Raw genomic sequence first — 17,954 nt, 5'->3', positions numbered from 1 at the left:
TTGCACATTTTTAACGTTCATTTCTCTCTAAATTAGATATACCCTCTTTCCTTAGTGTTAAACATAAGCTACTATAAAATTATAAGTAAATAATGGGATGGTGAAGATTTTGTTTGAATATGCGTTCGATTTTCTGCTTGTTGCTGCTTTGGTCATTGGAATAACAGCTTTAATGGGAGTCATAACGAATGGAATCGGCGAGACCATCTTCAGCGGAAAAAAGAAAAATGAGAACGTTGAACATACTTTAAAAACGCAGGCAGGTTGGAGAAAAGTCGGCGGCAGGCGGAGATAGTATTTTAATGAAGGAAACCGGTCTTGATGACCGGTTTTTTTGTTTTGAATTTCATGTGAAACAATTTTAATCGTCTATTTTAAGGGATATTATAGTGCAATTGATTCTGAAGAGGCTGCGCTGGTTCTGAGGGAAACATTAAGGCTTTTGTTTCTGCAAAATAGAACAGATATTGAGGTTTGGGGAATCATAGACTTTCTTTGAGGACACTTTTCTTGCTGAATCACGGTTTTGTGGAATCATAGACAGCCTTTGAGGACACTTTTCATGTTGAATCACGGTTTTGTGGAATCATACACACCCTTTGAAGACACTTTTCAAGTTGAATCTCGGTTTTGTGGAATCATACACACCCTTTGAGGACATTTTTCAAGTTGAATCACGGTTTTGTGGAATCATACACACCCTTTGAGGACACTTTTCAAGTTGAATCACGGTTTTGTGGAATCATAGAAAAGGGGATGTCCAGAAAGTCTGTTTTCGCATAATTATTGTTTGGAATATTAATGTTGTCCGTTCCTTGCAGCGAGAGGAACTTGCTTTCCGCGGGGAGCATGGGAGCCTCCTCGGCGTTGCCTGTGGGGTCTCCCATTTTGATCTATTTCCCGCAGGATTCAAGTTTATCCGCCACAATCCACTTATTGTTTGTAACATAGAGTCTAAAATAACAAAGTTATGAAAAGATCCTATAAAAAAAGCAGGAAGGAAATAACATTAGTTTTTCCTTCCTGCTCCATATTAGAGACTTATTGGACAATCCCTTCTTTTTATACCAGAACCACTCACTTACAGCAGTCAGGCTCTTAAATCAAGGCGTGTAATCTACGCCTTTTGTATAGTTATTTCCGGCATTCCAAAGAAGGTACTCTTCTATCCCCTGATCATTCAACGCCTTGATTTGGGCTTCTACATCTTCTTTTCCGTACTTTTTGTAGTTACCGCTGCCAAGCCATGAAGCAGTGAAATCCTGAAGCCATGGCCGTGATACGGGTCTTGTTTTCAGTTCATCAAGCTTTTTATTTTCAAGCTTTGCATATTCAGTAATGAGTTCGTAAGGTTTTAAATCGGGCTTCGCAATGCCGAAATAGGCCGTCCAATGGCTTGGATAAATCATGGATGAGATGACATCAACATGGTCTGAGATCTTGGTGAAGTTTTGTCCGATTCCTGGTGCTTCAGGCAATGTCGCTGTATATCCAAAGATATCAACGGACGTTTTAACGCCATACGGCTTCAATTTTTCTCTTGCGTATTCAACAAAATCCGTTACAGCTGTTACGCGTTTTTGAACATTATCTTGTTTTGAATCTGTATAATCCCCGTTGCTGTATTTTAGCGTGGCATCTTTATTTTCAAACCCTTCAGGGAAACGGACGTAATCAAATTGAATTTCCTGAAAACCGAGCTTTGCAGCTTCAATAGCAATCTGAACATTGTAATCCCATACGTCTTTTACAAATGGGTTTACAAATGATTCTCCGCGCCCGTTCTTCCAGACGCTGTTTCCGTCTTTATATGACCATTCCGGTTTTTTATTTGCAAGAACCGAATCCTTAAAAACAACAACTCTCGCAATCGGATAGATTTTCTTTTTCTCAAGCTCTTTCAGCATGGCCCGCGGATCTTTTATGTATTGTTGACTAATATCGTAATAAGGAGAAGCGGGGTCAGGGCGATAAGTCAAATTCCCGTAATCATCTTTCACATCGATGACCATTGCGTTTAAATCCGTTGTATCCATCAGCTTTGTCAGCTGTTCAAACTTGCTTCCTCCTGCAGAATGGCCTGTTACATAGATTCCTCTGATTGCGTCTGGATACTCAAACTTCAATCCTGAATCAAATACAAAACGGGGCATCGAATCCGGCAATTCTTTCTTTTGATACACAAGTTCTTTACTGTCGTGTGCAGCGGCAACTAAGCCTGTGTCTGCCTGCGCCTGATAGCCTGCTCCAGCTGCGGCAATAGAGCCTGCTATCAGGCATGCAGGTACAATCTTTTGAAAAAAAGCCACGTTTAACACCCTCCATTTGTTGATCTCTCCTCATTATAAATGAAAAATCAGGATGTTCATACATGTATTGGGACTTATTTTGACAATTTTCTACAGCTTTCCGCTTTCATTCCTCATTCTTTTTACACATAAAAAAAGTGATCTCAGTCAATGAGATCACTTTGCATTACTTCGCATATAAAGTTTTGTACTGCCTGTATTCAGCTTCTGAACACATAACGAAATGGCCTGGTTTTACTTCACGGAACTGCGGCTCATCTCCTTCTGTATACTGATGCTGGGCCGGGTCGTATTTCTTTCTGACACGAGTGCGCTCATAATCAGGATCTGGAAGAGGAATAGCAGAAAGCAATGCTTGTGTATAAGGATGAATCGGATTGTTGTATAGCTCTTCTGCATCTGCAAGTTCAACCAGCTTGCCGAAATACATAACACCGATGCGGTCGCTGATGTATTTTACCATTGAAAGGTCATGGGCAATAAATAGATACGTAAGGCCTTTTTCTTTTTGAAGTTTCTTCATTAAGTTTACTACCTGTGCCTGAATCGACACATCAAGTGCAGAGATTGGCTCATCTGCAATAATGAAGTCAGGATCTACTGCAAGTGCACGCGCGATTCCGATACGCTGGCGCTGTCCGCCGCTGAATTCATGCGGAAAACGGTTAGCATGCTCCCGGTTCAGACCTACTGTTTCAAGAAGCTCGTACACTCTTTCCATCCGCTCTTTATCTGATTTTGCCAAACCATGAATATCAATGCCTTCGGCAATAACGTCCGATACTTTCATGCGCGGGTTTAAGGAAGCGTATGGATCCTGGAAAATCATCTGCATTTTACGGTTAAAGATTTTCAGCTCGCTTTTTGATTTCTTGCCGTGAACGTTTACGCCATTAAATTTCACTTCACCGTCTGTAGCATCATATAAACGGATAATTGAACGGCCGGTTGTAGACTTTCCGCAGCCTGACTCCCCAACAAGTCCAAGGGTTTCACCTTTATAGATATCAAATGAAATATTATCAACTGCTTTTACTTCATTTGCTTTTCCTACATTAAAATGCTGTTTTAAATTTTTGACCTCAAGAAGTTTTTCTCTTTCCATCACTTACTTTCCCTCCTTCATTTCAGGGAACTTGCGCTGACGAAGCTTTACCGCTGCAGGCGGTTCAACTTTTGGTGCATCAGGATGAAGCAGCCATGTAGCAGCGTAATGTGTATCCGAAACTTTGAACATTGGCGGCTGCTGTTCTAAATCAATTTGCATGGCATATTCGTTACGCGGTGCAAAAGCATCGCCTTTTGGAGGATGCAATAAATTTGGAGGCGTTCCAGGTATTGCATACAGCTCCTGATCTTGCGAATCAAGGCTAGGCATTGAACTGATAAGGCCCCAAGTATACGGATGCTGCGGATTGTAGAAAATCTCATCTACCGTTCCAATTTCAATGATTTTTCCTCCGTACATAACCGCTACACGATCAGCAACATTTGCTACTACTCCAAGATCATGTGTAATGAAAATGATCGACGTGTCAATTTTCTTTTGCAGATCCTTCATCAGTTCAAGAATCTGAGCTTGAATCGTAACATCAAGAGCGGTAGTAGGCTCGTCCGCAATTAATACTTTCGGATTGCAAGCAAGCGCGATGGCAATAACAACCCTCTGTCTCATACCGCCGGAGAACTGATGAGGGTATTGCTTGAAGCGCAGCTCAGGTTTTGGAATTCCAACAAGACGCAATAGGTCAATCGCTCTTTCCTTTGCCTGTGCTTTGCTCATATTCTGATGCTTTACGATCGGCTCCATGATTTGCTTTCCAACAATCATTGTCGGATTCAATGAAGTCATTGGATCCTGAAAAATCATAGAGATATCTTTACCGCGGATTTTCTGCATTTGTTTATCAGACAGTTCCGCCAAGTTCTTTCCATTAAAGAGAATTTCACCTTGTTTGATTTCAGAGTTGCTCTCAGGCAATAATCTCATGATGGATTTTGTTGTAACAGATTTACCGGAGCCTGATTCTCCTACAATCGCCAGTGTTTCCCCTTTTTTTAAGTCAAAGTCCACACCGCGAATGGCTTGTACTTCTCCTGCAAACGTGTGGAACGAAATATGCAAATCTTTTACTTCTAATATTTTTTCCATCTTAGGTCACCTGCCTTTTTCTAGTCTCTCATCTTAGGATCCAGCGCATCGCGCAGTCCGTCTGCAATCATGTTAAATGCAATCATAATGACACTGATTACGATCGCCGGGTAAATCATTTGATAAGGGAATGCTCTCATTGATTTAAACCCTTCATCAATTAACGTTCCTAGAGAGGCAAGAGGATCCTGTAATCCAAGTCCGATGAAGCTTAAGAACGCCTCGAAGAAAATAGCATTCGGGATGGTAAACATTGTATTAATGATAATAACCCCAACTAAGTTAGGAATCATATGCTTAAAGATAATTTTTGCATGACTTGCACCAAGTGTTCTCGATGCCAAAACAAATTCCTGATTCTTCATTTTAAGTACCTGTGCGCGAACAACCCTTGCCATTCCAACCCATCCAGTGATTGTTAACGCAACTGTAATTGAAATAATACCAGGCTTTAATATCAGAATCATTAAGATAACGACAACTAAGTTTGGTATACCCATCAGCACTTCAATGATACGCTGCATGACATTGTCAAGGCGTCCGCCGAAATATCCGGAAATTGCACCGTAAGCAACACCGATCACCATGTCGATGAATGCTGCTAAAAATGCGATGTATAGTGAGATTTGTGTCCCTTTCCAGATGCGGGTAAACTGATCACGGCCCAGGTTATCTGTTCCAAGCCAGTAGTATTCTTTAATTTGTTTTTGCTCATAAACCTTTACTTCTTCTCCATTATTAAGAGTTCTTGTTCCATCAAAAGGAAGCCATTCGATGTTTTCAAGTCCTTGAATACGCGGAGGCAAGTTTGCATGTGTTGCTTTTTGGCGGGCTGAATCGTATCCGCTGACAGCAGGACCGATAAAAGCTAATAGTGCTAGCAGAACAATAACAACCATGCTGAACACGGCAGCTTTATTTTTCTTAACCCGCAGCCAAGCATCCTGCCAATAATTCAGACTCGGCTTATTGATTTCCTCACTTTTTGCAGAATCTAACTTAGCGGGTTGGAATAATTCTTTGCTGATTTCTTTTTGTGCCATTATTTTTTACCTCCCGCTAAACGAATTCGTGGGTCGATGATGCCGTATAAAATGTCGACAACAAGAATAATTAAAACAAATAGGAAAGCAAATAAAAGGGTTGTACCCATGATGACAGGGTAGTCGTTTACTGTAATTGATTTAACGAACTGCTCTCCAATTCCAGGTACGGAGAAAATTTTCTCAATAACAAGGGATCCGGTCATAAGTCCAACAGCAAGCGGTCCTAAAACCGTTACAACTGGAATTAAAGCATTACGCAGTGCATGTTTAAAGGCGATTTCAAAGTAGCTTGCGCCTTTGGCTTTTGCTAGTGTAATGTAATCTGAATTTAAAACATCAATCATTTCTGTTCTCATAAAACGTGCAGCAATCGCAATTGGGAACATAGCAAGAGCTATTGTAGGCAAAATGCTGTATTCTGGTCCGCGCCAGAAGGCAACCGGAAGCCATCCGAGCTTTACACCGATGTAATATTGCATTAATCCGGCAAAAACAAACGATGGAATGGATTTACCGATAACAGCAAAGAATGTTGCACCGTAATCCACCCATGTATTCTGACGCAGTGCTCCGAGAATACCAAGAAATATTCCTAATATCGTTCCTACAAACATTGCCTGAAATCCGAGGATGGCAGATGGGGCTATACGAGCAGCAAGAGCTCAGTTACCGGAGTGTTGTTAAATTGGAAAGATACTCCCAAGTCACCTTTAGCAAGGTTTGTCATATAGGTAAAGTACTGAACAGGTACAGGCTCATCTAATCCATATTTTTCTTTCATGATCTCTACCTGTGCATCTGACAGCTTGTTGTTTTTAAATGGAGTACCGGGGATCACTTTCATAAGGAAAAATGTAAATGAAGCAATTAATATAAGTGTGATAAGCATGTAAATCATACGTTGGCCTAAATATTTAACCATGTGTGCACCTCCTAGAACTATATGAAAAATTCAGAATCATCTACATATTTCGACAATTCTTTAGCAGGTAAAAAGAGAGTATATAGCATATACTCTCTTTTTATTCTTTTTGATTATAATCATTCGACTTGCATTCGTAAATAAGTATTACTCAGCGTCAGTGATTTTAATCCACTTGTAGCTGTATTCAGGACCAACAAGGTGATATGTGAATCCTTCAACTTTTTTGTTGATTAATAGGTTAGATGCACGTTGGTAAATTGGTGCGATACCAGCATCTTCTTCTAATACAACTTTCTCAGCTTCTTGCAGAGCTTCGAAACGTTTAGCAGGATCGTTAGCTAAAGTTGTTTGAGCGTCTTTTAATAACTTGTCATACTTTTCATTTGAGTATGCCATTTTATTGTTTCCGCCATCTGTAATCCATAGATCAGAGAAAGAAATCGGATCTAGGTAGTCAGGACCCCAGCCAGCAGCCTGGATGTCATAATCCATTGTTTTGTCGCGATCTAAACGAACGCTGAAAGGAACACTTTGTACATCGATTGTTAAACCTTCAAGATTGTTTTGAAGCTGATCTTTCATGTAAGAATCGATTGTTTTTGACGTCTCAGTGTCTCCGCCAAGGTATACTAATTTCACTTCTTTTTGGCCGATTTCTTCTAAGCCTTTAGCCCAAAGCTTTTTAGCTTCTTCTACGTTGTAAGTTAATAGATCTCCATTAGCTTCGCGGAAGTCTTCGCCAGTTTCTGGGTTTGTAACGAATTCTTTAGGTACAGCATAGTTAGCAGGAATAGATCCATTGTTTAAGATTTCGTTTGTTAAATCTTCTTTATTAAATGCCATCGCGATTGCTTTACGGATGTTTACGTTAGCAAGAGCTTCGTTCTTCTGGTTTAATTTAAGCCAGAAAATTGTAGGCTCTAACCATCTTAACAAACGGTCATCACCTTCATATTGAGCGATAACAGCCGGCGTTGAAAGTTTAGGAGTAACATCTGCTTCTCCAGCTTCAAATGCATTTGCTGCAGCTTGAGGATCTTTTGAAACGTTGAATGTAATTTTATCAAGGCTTACATTTTTTGCATCCCAGTATTCCGCATTTTTCTCTAAAGTCCACTCAGTATCAGCTGGTCCTTCCCATCCTTGGATCGTGAAAGGTCCGTTGAACACTAAATTTTCTGATTTTTTACCGAAGTTTGCAGCTTGTTCTTCAACAAACTTTTGGTTTTGAGGATAGAAAGTCGGGAAAGCCATTAATGATTTAAAGAAAGCAATTGGTTTATCAAGTGTAACAACCAATGTTTTTTCATCTTTAGCTTTAACACCTAATTCTTCTGGTTTCACTTCACCATTGAAAAGTGCTTCAGCATTTTTGATTTTACCCATCATCATGTATGGACCATATTCAGACCCTGTATCAGGGTTAAGAGCGCGCTGCCAAGCAAAAACGAAGTCGTTAGCAGTAACAGGCTCGCCGTTAGACCATTTTGCATCTTCTTTTAATTTGATCGTATATTCTGTGCCGTCTTCATTAGCTTCAGGCTCGCCTTCAGCCATAGCTGGCACTGGCTCTTGGTTTTCATCAATACGGTATAAACCTTCATTCGTATTGTTTAATTGAGTTAAGCTGATTGTATCAGTTGCTAATACAGAGTCCATTGAAGGAATCTCAGATGATTCTAAAACTTTAAGCTCCTGTGCCACATTTGTTTCTTCTTTAGAGTCTTTCTCTTTGTCTCCTCCGTCAGAAGAACTTGAATTGCCTCCGCCGTAACAAGCCGTTAAGAAAACGCTTAATACAAGCGAAAGAACTAAAAGCAATGAAAATTTTGACTTTTTCATTAATAACCCTCCCTTTTATTTTTAAAAAATTCTTACAAACACTATTATACAAGCTTTCGAATTTTTGTACATTCATTTTTTTAATAAAATTTACACAAATGCAATAAAATTAAGACTATTTTTAACGAAAAATAGTTCTTTATACCTACAAATTATGCTGTATTCTGTCCTGATATTTCAGTTAATTTACACAGGAAATACCAAATGCTTAGTCTTTGTAAAGAATTTAAATAGTGTGTAAAATATAAAATGTATACAATATACAACAATAGTTAATAAACTATTTTGCGGGCATAATGAAAAGATTCTGACTAGTTTTACTTTTCGTGCTATAATATCTTTCGTATATTTCGATACAAAATTACTATTTGAACGGATTACTTTTTAGTATAATTAGTTAAAAAAAGAGGGTATTTATGAAACGAAAATTATTTTTATCAACGTTTTCCGTGTCGTTTGTTCTAGTCTTTATGCTCTCCCTTCTATTCTATGGAGAGATCACGCTTCTTCACTATATCAATATTTCTTTTTACATATCTGGAATTCTGCTCTTCATTTCGCTGTTCCTGCTTGTAGCGGAAGGTGGATTTTTTGATGGAATTACACAAGGATTTAGAAGAACCTTTCAATCAAAAGGCAGAGATTTAGAAAAGGAAGAAGTCGAGGAAATGAGGCTGTTTTCTGAGCTGCTGAGCATTGAATACATGCCATTTTTATTAGCAGGCCTGCTCCTTGCCGCCACTATGCTTGCCGGGTTAATGCTCTATTACCTGTAAAGCAGTTGATTATCTGCTCATAAGCTTTTATAATGAAAAAAAATACTTATTTAAGAAGCGATGATAAAGAGTAGTACATAGTGACTTCATTTTTAGAGAGCCTGCTGCTGCTGGAATGCAGGCAATGAAAGCTATGGAATGGACTTTTGAGCAGCTGGCCGAACAATAGTAGGATCAGCCGTTTCGTCTTGCGTTAAAAGACGTTAAGTGATTTCTTTTAGAAATAATTAGGGTGGCACCGCGGTCCATTCGTCCCTGTTCAGCAGGACACGAATGGGCTTTTTTGTATGTAAAACAATACAGGAGTGATAAAATGAAAACTATTTTTTCGGGCATACAGCCCACAGGATCTGTTACACTCGGTAATTATATCGGGGCAATGAAACAATTTGTAGATCTTCAGCATGATTACGATTGCTACTTTTGCATCGTTGATCAGCACGCAATCACCGTCCCGCAGGATCGTCTTCAGCTGCGCAAAAGTATTCGCAGTCTTGCAGCCCTTTACCTTGCGATCGGCATCGATCCTGAAAAAGCAACATTATTTGTTCAGTCTGAAGTTCCTGCGCATGCCCAGGCAGGATGGATGCTTCAATGTGTCGCCTATATCGGAGAGCTTGAAAGAATGACGCAATTTAAGGATAAATCTACTGGAAAAGAAGCTGTTTCTGCGGGGTTATTAACCTATCCGCCACTAATGGCAGCCGACATTCTACTATATAAAACAGACATCGTTCCTGTCGGTGAAGATCAAAAGCAGCATTTAGAGCTGACACGTGATCTGGCAGAGCGCTTTAACAAAAAGTATAACGACATCTTTACAATCCCTGAGGTCCGCATTCCAAAAGTCGGCGCAAGAGTCATGTCACTTGCAGATCCTCTTAAAAAGATGAGCAAATCAGATCCAAATTTAAAATCGTTTATTACTCTATTAGACGAACCGAAGACGATCGAAAAGAAAATCAAGAGCGCAGTAACGGATTCAGAAGGAATCGTAAAATTTGATAAAGAAAACAAACCAGGTGTCTCTAATCTGCTCTCTATCTACTCCATCCTGTCTGGTGAGTCCATTGATGATTTAGAGAAAAAATATGAAGGCAAAGGATACGGTGATTTTAAAAACGATACCGCGGCTTCCGTGATTGAAGTGCTGAAGCCAATTCAAGATAAGTACCATGCTTTACTCGAGTCAGAAGAATTGGATCATATTTTAGACCGCGGTGCAGAAAGAGCAAATGCTGCGGCGAACAAAATGATTAAAAAAATGGAAAACGCCATGGGTCTTGGCAGAAAAAGAAGATAATGAATCATATAAAAAGAGAGCATCGCATCCGATGCTCTCTTTATATTTGCTGTTCAAACTCCATTCCCTTTTGACTCATTAAATATTGAAGGGCCGTTCTGAATGTCAAAAACGACTGAATTTCATTAAAGTTTGTCAGACCGGAAGTGACAAGGAGCTGGGTTAAAGCAGGTCCAAAGCCTACATATAGAATCTGAATGCCCATCAGCCTGATTGCTGACGTCATATTATGAATATAAGAACCAAACAAATCGAGTTCCCATATTTCTTTTTCTGAGATCGCTGAAAAATCAACAATAACAGTAGAAATTTCATCTGTATGAGAAACTTCTAAAATTTTAGAGATAATTTGATCAAATCTTTCAGACGAAAGTCTTCCGGTAATCGGCACAAGAATGGTATCAGGAATAATGGACGGGATAATCGGAACAGAAATTTCCTTAATAATCTCAGCACTTGCTGCTAATTGCTTTTTAAGTTCAAGAATTTCCGCCTGTAATTCTTCAATTTGTTCTTTTTCGCTGCTCATATGAACCCTCGCTAATCGTTTATAATTGCATACCGCTCTATTTTACCATTCATTTTCAATTCATACCGTTTTTTCACCATAAAAAAGAAACCATATTCTGTGAATTGGTTTCTTTTATTTGAGCTTGTCCTAGTTCACTTTTGATTCATGTTCCATTTCCCACAGCTTCTCAAAGAAAGGCTGTCCTTTTATCAGATGTTCACATAGCGTCATATGCTTAGGACTCCAGCCATTTATCGTTTCATCGTAAAGCTTTCTCCATACATCTTCAAAGCTCATATCCTGAATCAATTCATACATCGTTGGATTCCATTCGGTGTACCAATACTTAACCTCAGCCGCATTTTTTGTTGACTGCAGCTGATCAAGGGCCATGAAAAGCAGCTGCTTTAATTGCCGTTCTTTTCTAGTCAAACCGCTCATATGTGACGGACTTGGCGACAGGATGTGAAATTCCTTTTCCATGGATTCTGTTTCAAACAAATACTCTTCTGCTTCCACATCTTTAATCATTTCATAAACCAGCTGTTCCTGGCGCGGAATTAACCGGCTTTTGCGGACTGGAATGCTGTAGCCGATCGTATCGACTGCCAGTATCCCCTGCCCGTCTGTGACGACGAAACAGTAATCAAGCTGAATTCGCTCGTGATTTTTGCGAATGTATGCTTTTTGGAAGGCATCTTTTAACAGTCCCTGCGGCAGCTCCGACAAATCATTCTCAATATAATGGTATAAGACCGAGTTAACTTTAAATAGCGGAACCTGGTCCAGAAGCTCAACACTGTCATCTTTTCTCCATTCATGAAAATGACACACATTGTACCCGTTTTCTTCTCCTTCAAACCAGTTCACCCATACATCATGAAGAAACAACATTTATTACCCCTCACTTCCGATGCTTTTGTCTTTCAGTATAGGCAGGGAGAAGAAAATATATTCCAATTCGTTCATTTTATGGATGTTTTCTTTCGACAATTTTTGAACACGTTCTGTTAGGCATTGTTTATACGTATTTGAAGTTTTGAGATTAATCAGTAAGAATTGTCATTCTATCGGCGGGAATTTGTGTTTTATCAATGTAAAATGCCATTCTATCGGCGGAATTTTAATTTTATCAGTATAAATCCGCAATCTATCATTATCATTCTAACTCACCCGCCCATAAAAAATAGCCAAGAATAAATTCTTGACTACGATGTCTTATTCATTCACTTTTGGATCGAGTGCGTCGCGCAGCCCGTCTCCAACAAAGTTAAAGGCAAGAACAGTAAAGAGAATCAATAAGCCTGGGAACAGCGGGTACCATGGTGCAGTCAGCAGGATGGTAAAGTTCTGTGCATCCTGAAGCATGTTGCCCCAGCTTGCTACAGGAGGCTGAATGCCAAGACCCAAATAACTTAAAGTTGATTCTGCAAGGATGACTCCGCCTACAGATAATGTTGCGGAAACAATGATCGGTCCAATCGCATTCGGAAGAATATGCGAGAAAATAATCTTAAAGCTTTTCGTTCCGATCGTTTTAGAAGCTAACACAAACTCCCGTGTACGAAGAGACAAAAACTCTCCGCGCACAAGACGTGCTGTTGTTGTCCATCCAAGGACAGCAAAGATAATAATAAGCTTGTCTACACCTGGTTTGAAGATAGTTACAAGAGTGATCAGCAAGAAAATTTGCGGAATTGATAAGACAATATCAACAAAGCGCATTAAAATTGCATCAATGATTCCGCCAAAGTAGCCTGCGATTGCTCCAATGATCGTTCCGATTGTAATTGATCCAAGAACAGATGCAAATCCAACCAGAAGAGAGACTTGAGCGCCATACAATAAACGGGTAAGCAGATCCCGACCGAAACGGTCTGTTCCGAGAATATTCTCACCGCCCGGCGGCACCAATTTTTTCATTAAATCCTGGCTCTCAGGAGAATATGGTGCAATGACAGGTGCGAAAATAGCAGCCGTAATGACCAGGAAAAGAAAAATTGCTCCAATGACGGCCAGCTTATTTTTATAAAATTTCCTGAAAAATATTTTCGTTAACGTATCAGGGTTCGCTTTTAAATTCCCATGAACTGCCAGCTGATTAGAAGTTTCCGGTGATAGGTTTGTTTGTGCCATTTTGCTCCCCCTTCCTAATACTCAATTCTCGGATCAAAAATTGCATAAAGAATGTCTGCAATTAAGTTTCCGATAACTACAAATACAGCAGAGATTACGGTTAAAGCCATAATGACAGGATAATCGCGCTGGAATGCTGAATCGATGAACAACAGTCCGATGCCAGGCCATGAGAAAATTTTCTCAACGACAACAGCTCCGCCAATGAATGAAGGAATCATTAATCCGAAAATCGTAATGATCGGGATTAACCCGTTGCGGACACCATGTTTGATAATTACTTTTGATTCACGGAATCCTTTTGCACGCGCTGTTCTCATGTAATCCTGTTTAAGAACGTCAAACATACTTGACCTTGAATACCTGGTCAGCCCGGCCATATCGGCTGAGGCCAGCACAAATGCAGGCAGCATGAGATGGTGAATCCTGTCCCATATGCTGAATTCGGCATTCAAGGTGGAGGTCCCTCCTGTCGGGAACCAATTAAGCTGAACGGAAAATACCATTATTAAAATTAAACCGAGCCAGAAGTTAGGCGTGGCAAGCCCTAAAAAGGAAGTGACAGAAACGGTATAGTCAACTTTTGTGTATGGTCTTGCAGCTGAAATGATTCCAAACGGAATGGCGACCGCCAATGCAAGGACTGTAGATACGACCATTAAAAGAAGTGTGTTTGGCAAACGGTTCATAATCATTTCACTTACAGGTACACCTTTACGAATTAATGATGTTCCAAAATCACCCTGAACCATGCTTCCTAGCCATTTTAAATACTGGATATGTACAGGATCATTTAATCCGTATTTCTCCATAAACTTCGCTTTATCAGCAGGACTTATTGATGGATCCATTAATAATGTTGTAGGATCTCCAGGAGCTAAGCGTATGATCGCAAAAGAGATAATGGTGATGCCTAATAATAAGGGAATAGCCATTAACGTACGGCGGATGATATAAGTAAGCACAGCTAGTTCTCCCCTTTCCTTCTCATTTTTCTATAAATAAAAACATGTCCAGAATTCTCAGCAGACTCGTTCAATTTTCAAATTCATAAAAATGAGGGAAGGGAGTATTCCCTTCCCTCTGCAAGTTTCCCTGAAGTGTTGCAGCAATCAATGAATGATTACTGTTTTAACCACCATTTGTGGATGTTGTAGAATTCGCTCTTAGCGTTGAACTCATAGCCTTGTAAGTTCTCAGGCATTACGCGGTGAACGTTAGGGTAGTACAAGAATGTGTATGGCTGGTCTTCAGTAATAATTTTGTAGATGTCAGCGTGTTTTGCAGCATACTCATCTTGATCAAGAATTTGTTTCGCTTCTTCCATTAACTTATCTGCTTCTTCGTTTTTATAATCAATCATGTTTAAGCCTTCAGCAATTTGGCTTGAGTGGAAAATGTCATATTGATCAGGGAATGTAGACAAGCTCCATCCTAAGATCATTGCATCAAAATCCCAGTTTGGTGCAGAAACTTGCTCGATGAAAGCAGAGAATTCAATGATCTCAGGCTTTACTTCGATGCCGATTTCTTTTAATTGCTGCTGAACAACTACAGCGATGTCCTCACGGATTTTGTTGCCTTGGTTCGTTTTTAAAGAGAATGAGAATTTTTTGCCGTCTTTGTCTAAGATTTTGTCGCCGTCAGTATCTTCCCAGCCAGCTTCTTTTAATAGAGATTTAGCTTTTTCTGCGTCATAAGAGAACTTTGTAACATCGTCGCTGTAAGCGAAAGAAAGCGGGCTTTCAGGTACGTGTGCAACTTCTCCGTCGCCGTTCATTACAGAAGAAACCATTGATTCTCTGTCAAGTGCCATTGTTAAAGCTTGACGCACTTTCACGTCTTTAAATAGGTCGTTCTTTTGGTTCCAGCCGATGTAAGTGTAAGAAAGACCAAGGCCAGACTCCACTTTCACGCCGCTGAATGTGCTTTTTACAGTTTCAATGTCAGTTCCTGGAACTTCAGTGAAATCAACATCGCCAGCTTGAAGCTGTGCCAATAATGCATCCTGGTCAGGAACGATTTTGTAAGTGATTGAATCTAAGTATGGCTCGCCCAAGAAATAATCAGGGTTTTTCTCTACTTTTACATACTCTCCATCTTTCCACTCAACAAATTTGAAAGGACCAGAACCGATTGGAGATTTTGTATTGAATTCGTTTTCGCCAAGCTCACCAACTGGAACTTTTCCAAGGATGTGCTCAGGAAGGATTCCGTAGCTAAGAGCTACAGGATAGAAAGAAGCATCTTTCTTAGAAAGCTTGAATTCTACTTCATAGTCGCCTTTTTTCGTTACTGACTCTAAAGATTCAAAAGAAGAACCGCGCTCACCTACATAGTCAGGGCTCTTAGGGATGCCGTATGTAAATACTACGTCATCAGCATTTAATTCTTCACCATCGTGGAATTTAACGCCTTCTTTAATTTTAACTGTGTACGTTAATCCGTCTTCAGACGTTTGGATATCTTCTGCCAAGTGTAATGTCGGGTTGAACTCTGTGTCAGAGCTTACAAGACCGTCAAAGATGAAACCTTCGATATCAGAGCTTGAAGCATCTGTTGAATACATTGGGTTAAACAATGTTGGTCCGCCAATCGTTCCAACAACTAAATCTCCGCCCATTTGCGGTTCGCCTGCATCTTCAGCCGGTTTATCTTCTTTACCGCCAGAACCTGAAGCAGGTGTTTTTTCGCCTGCACCGCTGTTACAAGCAGCTAAGAACAAAGAGAAAACTAACAATAAGCTAAGTAATGTTAATAAACTTTTACGTTGTTTCACTTCGTATTTCCCCCTTAAAAATTTGAATTTTTAGTTTTCTTAACATGCATATTATTGTTGGTCCATCTCCTCCCTTCAAGGTCTTGATTATATGCTGATCCTGCCATCAGTATAGATGGCAGGCAACAAAATGATTTTTCTTTACTTCTTTAAATTGAGGCACAGCTTCGCGGCAGACGCTTGTCGCAGCAGGGCATCTAGTGTGGAAAACACAGCCCTGAGGCGGATTGGCCGGACTTGGCAGCTCTCCTTTTAATACAATGCGCTCTCTTCTTGCCTGACCTGCTTTTCTTGGAACAGGCACAGCGGATAAAAGAGCTTGAGTATAAGGATGAAGCGGCTCTGCGTAGAGACTGTGCTTATCAGCAAGCTCCATCATTTTTCCAAGGTACATAACGCCCACGCGGTCGCTTATATGACGGACTACACTTAAATCATGCGAGATGAACATATAAGTTAAGTTAAACTCGTCCTGAAGATCTTCAAGCAGGTTAATGATTTGAGCCTGAATCGAAACATCAAGCGCAGAAACCGCTTCATCAGCAATAACCATTTGCGGATTCAGCGCGATGGCTCTGGCTATTCCAATTCTCTGCCGCTGTCCTCCGGAAAACTCATGCGGATAGCGGTTAATGAAGGAGGCGTTTAACCCTACTTTTTCAAGGAGCTCTTCTACTCGTTCTGTTCGCTCTCTTCCTCTATATAAACTATGTGTATCCATTGGTTCTTTAATAATGGAACCGAGTGTTTTCCGGGGATTCAGCGATGCAAATGGATCCTGAAATACCATCTGAATATTTTTCCGGACGGTTTTGCGGAGTTCACTTTCGGGTAAATGTGAAATATCCTGCCCGTCAAAAATAATCTTGCCTCCGGTCGGTTCATATAAGCGGATAATGGTTCGTCCTGCTGTAGACTTTCCGCAGCCTGATTCTCCTACTATACCGATGGTTTCACCTTTTTTTACGGTTAAATTAATGCCGTCTACTGCTTTTACATGTCCTGCAGTCCGCTGCAGAATACCTGATTTGATTGGAAAGTGCTTCTGGACATCTATCAGCTGAAGGATTGTATCGTCCTGTTTCAGCAGCGGTGATTTTACTTCTGCGTCTACTACTTTCATTGAACAGCGGCCTCCTCATCATCGTATAAAAAGCAGCGGACAGAGCGATGAGCTGATTTTTCCGTGAGCGCGGGAAGTGAACTGAAACATTTATCAAATGCTTTCGGACATCTCGGTGCAAACCTGCAGCCTGCCGGGAGATTATCGGGAGTCGGAACGTTCCCGGGAATTGAATTAAGCTTCTCTATATCTCCATCGATTGAAGGAATAGACTCCATTAATCCTTGTGTATATGGATGAAGCGGCTCATTGAACAAGTCATCCACAGAAGCTTCTTCTACCACCTGACCGCAGTACATAACAACAACCCGCTCTGCAATTTCAGATACAACACCAAGATCATGAGTTATTAATAGAATGCTAGTGTCAAATTTTTGACTGACATCCTTCATCAAATCTAGAATTTGCGCCTGAATCGTTACATCCAGTGCTGTTGTAGGCTCATCTGCTATCAGCAGTTTCGGATTGCAGCTCATGGCAATGGCAATCATGACACGCTGGCGCATACCGCCTGATAATCTATGGGGATAATCATTGATGATTTCATCAGCACGGGAGAAACCTACTAATCTAAGTAACTCAATTGCTTTTTTAACAGCTTGATTTTTTGGAAGCTTTTGATGATACATCAGCACTTCTGTAATCTGGTCTCCGATTGTAAGCACCGGATTTAAAGATGTCATCGGCTCCTGAAAGATCATCGATATGTCGTTTCCGCGGACTTTACACAAATCTTTTTCAGGTAACTTCACCAAATCTTTGCCGTTTAATAAGATCTCTCCATCAACAATTTTGCCGCCCGGGCTAGGAACAAGTCCCATAATCGATAAAGAAGTGATACTTTTACCTGAACCAGATTCTCCTACTAGTGCAACCGTCTCGCCTTTATGTATCTTTAAGTCAACACCGTCCACAGCCGGAACAGCCTGCTTCTTTTTGTAGAAATAGGTTTTTAGATTTTTAACTTCCAACAGTACTGACAATACCCTTCACCGCCCTATGATGTAAAAGATAAACCGCTTGATATACTCAATTTTATAAATCATCTTAAC

Annotated in this window: 15 protein-coding genes, 1 pseudogene and 1 other annotated feature; of the genes and pseudogenes, 3 read left to right on the top strand and 13 right to left on the bottom strand. The window is 40.3% G+C overall.

Translation table 11 applies throughout. The features are described 5' to 3' along the window. The first annotated feature begins 109 nt into the window (after positions 1–109). Positions 110–295, top strand: a complete 186-nt coding sequence (locus tag AC3ISE_RS05165; protein ID WP_375142483.1) for a hypothetical protein — start codon at positions 110–112, stop codon at positions 293–295. A gap of 808 nt (positions 296–1,103) precedes the next feature. Here AC3ISE_RS05165 and AC3ISE_RS05160 read toward each other — a convergent pair. From AC3ISE_RS05160 to AC3ISE_RS05135, 6 genes and pseudogenes are all read right to left on the bottom strand, one after another. Then, positions 1,104–2,309 carry a putative glycoside hydrolase gene (locus AC3ISE_RS05160; protein ID WP_489223307.1) on the bottom strand — a complete coding sequence of 402 codons (1,206 nt, stop codon included), beginning with the start codon at positions 2,307–2,309 and terminating at the stop codon, positions 1,104–1,106. 166 nt (positions 2,310–2,475) lie between these two features. Beyond that, positions 2,476–3,414, bottom strand: coding sequence for an ABC transporter ATP-binding protein (locus AC3ISE_RS05155; RefSeq protein ID WP_489224268.1), 939 nt, complete (start codon positions 3,412–3,414; stop codon positions 2,476–2,478). A 3-nt stretch (positions 3,415–3,417) separates the two neighbouring features. Then, entirely contained in the window at positions 3,418–4,461 is a 1,044-nt protein-coding gene (locus AC3ISE_RS05150; RefSeq protein WP_070879184.1) for an ABC transporter ATP-binding protein, read from the bottom strand. Between the two features lie 20 nt (positions 4,462–4,481). Then, positions 4,482–5,504, bottom strand: a complete 1,023-nt coding sequence (opp3C, locus tag AC3ISE_RS05145; protein WP_489223306.1) for an oligopeptide ABC transporter permease — start codon at positions 5,502–5,504, stop codon at positions 4,482–4,484. Continuing rightward, positions 5,504–6,429 (bottom strand): annotated as a pseudogene (gene opp3b, locus AC3ISE_RS05140) (oligopeptide ABC transporter permease). Before opp3b ends, opp3C begins: the two are co-directional and overlap by 1 nt. Positions 6,430–6,576: 147 nt before the next feature. Then, positions 6,577–8,274 carry a peptide ABC transporter substrate-binding protein gene (locus AC3ISE_RS05135; protein WP_489223305.1) on the bottom strand — a complete coding sequence of 566 codons (1,698 nt, stop codon included), beginning with the start codon at positions 8,272–8,274 and terminating at the stop codon, positions 6,577–6,579. Positions 8,275–8,690: 416 nt separating this feature from the next. On the opposite strand from AC3ISE_RS05135, the gene AC3ISE_RS05130 reads away from it, so the two are divergent. Both AC3ISE_RS05130 and trpS read left to right on the top strand, forming a co-directional pair. Beyond that, positions 8,691–9,050, top strand: a complete 360-nt coding sequence (locus AC3ISE_RS05130; protein WP_489223304.1) for a DUF3899 domain-containing protein — start codon at positions 8,691–8,693, stop codon at positions 9,048–9,050. 51 nt (positions 9,051–9,101) lie between these two features. Next, positions 9,102–9,310, top strand: a binding site (T-box leader). 53 nt (positions 9,311–9,363) lie between these two features. Continuing rightward, entirely contained in the window at positions 9,364–10,353 is a 990-nt protein-coding gene (gene trpS / locus AC3ISE_RS05125) for a tryptophan--tRNA ligase (RefSeq protein WP_489223303.1), read from the top strand. Between the two features lie 40 nt (positions 10,354–10,393). On the opposite strand, the gene AC3ISE_RS05120 is transcribed toward trpS, so the two are convergent. The 7 genes from AC3ISE_RS05120 to AC3ISE_RS05090 all read right to left on the bottom strand — a co-directional run bounded on the left by AC3ISE_RS05120 (position 10,394) and on the right by AC3ISE_RS05090 (position 17,885). Then, positions 10,394–10,882 (bottom strand): STAS domain-containing protein, encoded by a 489-nt coding sequence (locus tag AC3ISE_RS05120; protein ID WP_489223302.1) that lies wholly within the window; start codon positions 10,880–10,882, stop codon positions 10,394–10,396. Positions 10,883–11,011: 129 nt separating this feature from the next. Beyond that, positions 11,012–11,758: a YjbA family protein gene (locus AC3ISE_RS05115; RefSeq protein ID WP_489223301.1), complete on the bottom strand. Its 747-nt coding sequence runs from the start codon at positions 11,756–11,758 to the stop codon at positions 11,012–11,014. Between the two features lie 324 nt (positions 11,759–12,082). Next, positions 12,083–13,000, bottom strand: coding sequence for an oligopeptide ABC transporter permease (gene opp4C, locus AC3ISE_RS05110; RefSeq protein WP_489223300.1), 918 nt, complete (start codon positions 12,998–13,000; stop codon positions 12,083–12,085). A gap of 14 nt (positions 13,001–13,014) precedes the next feature. Then, complete coding sequence (locus tag AC3ISE_RS05105; RefSeq protein ID WP_489223299.1) at positions 13,015–13,965, bottom strand: ABC transporter permease; 951 nt, start codon at positions 13,963–13,965, stop codon at positions 13,015–13,017. Between the two features lie 158 nt (positions 13,966–14,123). Next, complete coding sequence (locus AC3ISE_RS05100; protein ID WP_489223298.1) at positions 14,124–15,779, bottom strand: peptide-binding protein; 1,656 nt, start codon at positions 15,777–15,779, stop codon at positions 14,124–14,126. A gap of 106 nt (positions 15,780–15,885) precedes the next feature. Then, the gene (locus AC3ISE_RS05095) at positions 15,886–16,902 is read right to left on the bottom strand and encodes an ABC transporter ATP-binding protein (RefSeq protein ID WP_489223297.1); all 1,017 of its coding nucleotides are present in this window, start codon (positions 16,900–16,902) and stop codon (positions 15,886–15,888) included. Next, positions 16,899–17,885 (bottom strand): ABC transporter ATP-binding protein, encoded by a 987-nt coding sequence (locus AC3ISE_RS05090; protein ID WP_070879196.1) that lies wholly within the window; start codon positions 17,883–17,885, stop codon positions 16,899–16,901. Before AC3ISE_RS05090 ends, AC3ISE_RS05095 begins: the two co-directional genes overlap by 4 nt. Between the last annotated feature and the right edge of the window lie 69 nt (positions 17,886–17,954).

The organism is Metabacillus sp. KH_069 (assembly GCF_057838075.1).
This window is presented reverse-complemented; position numbering and strand designations above follow the sequence as displayed.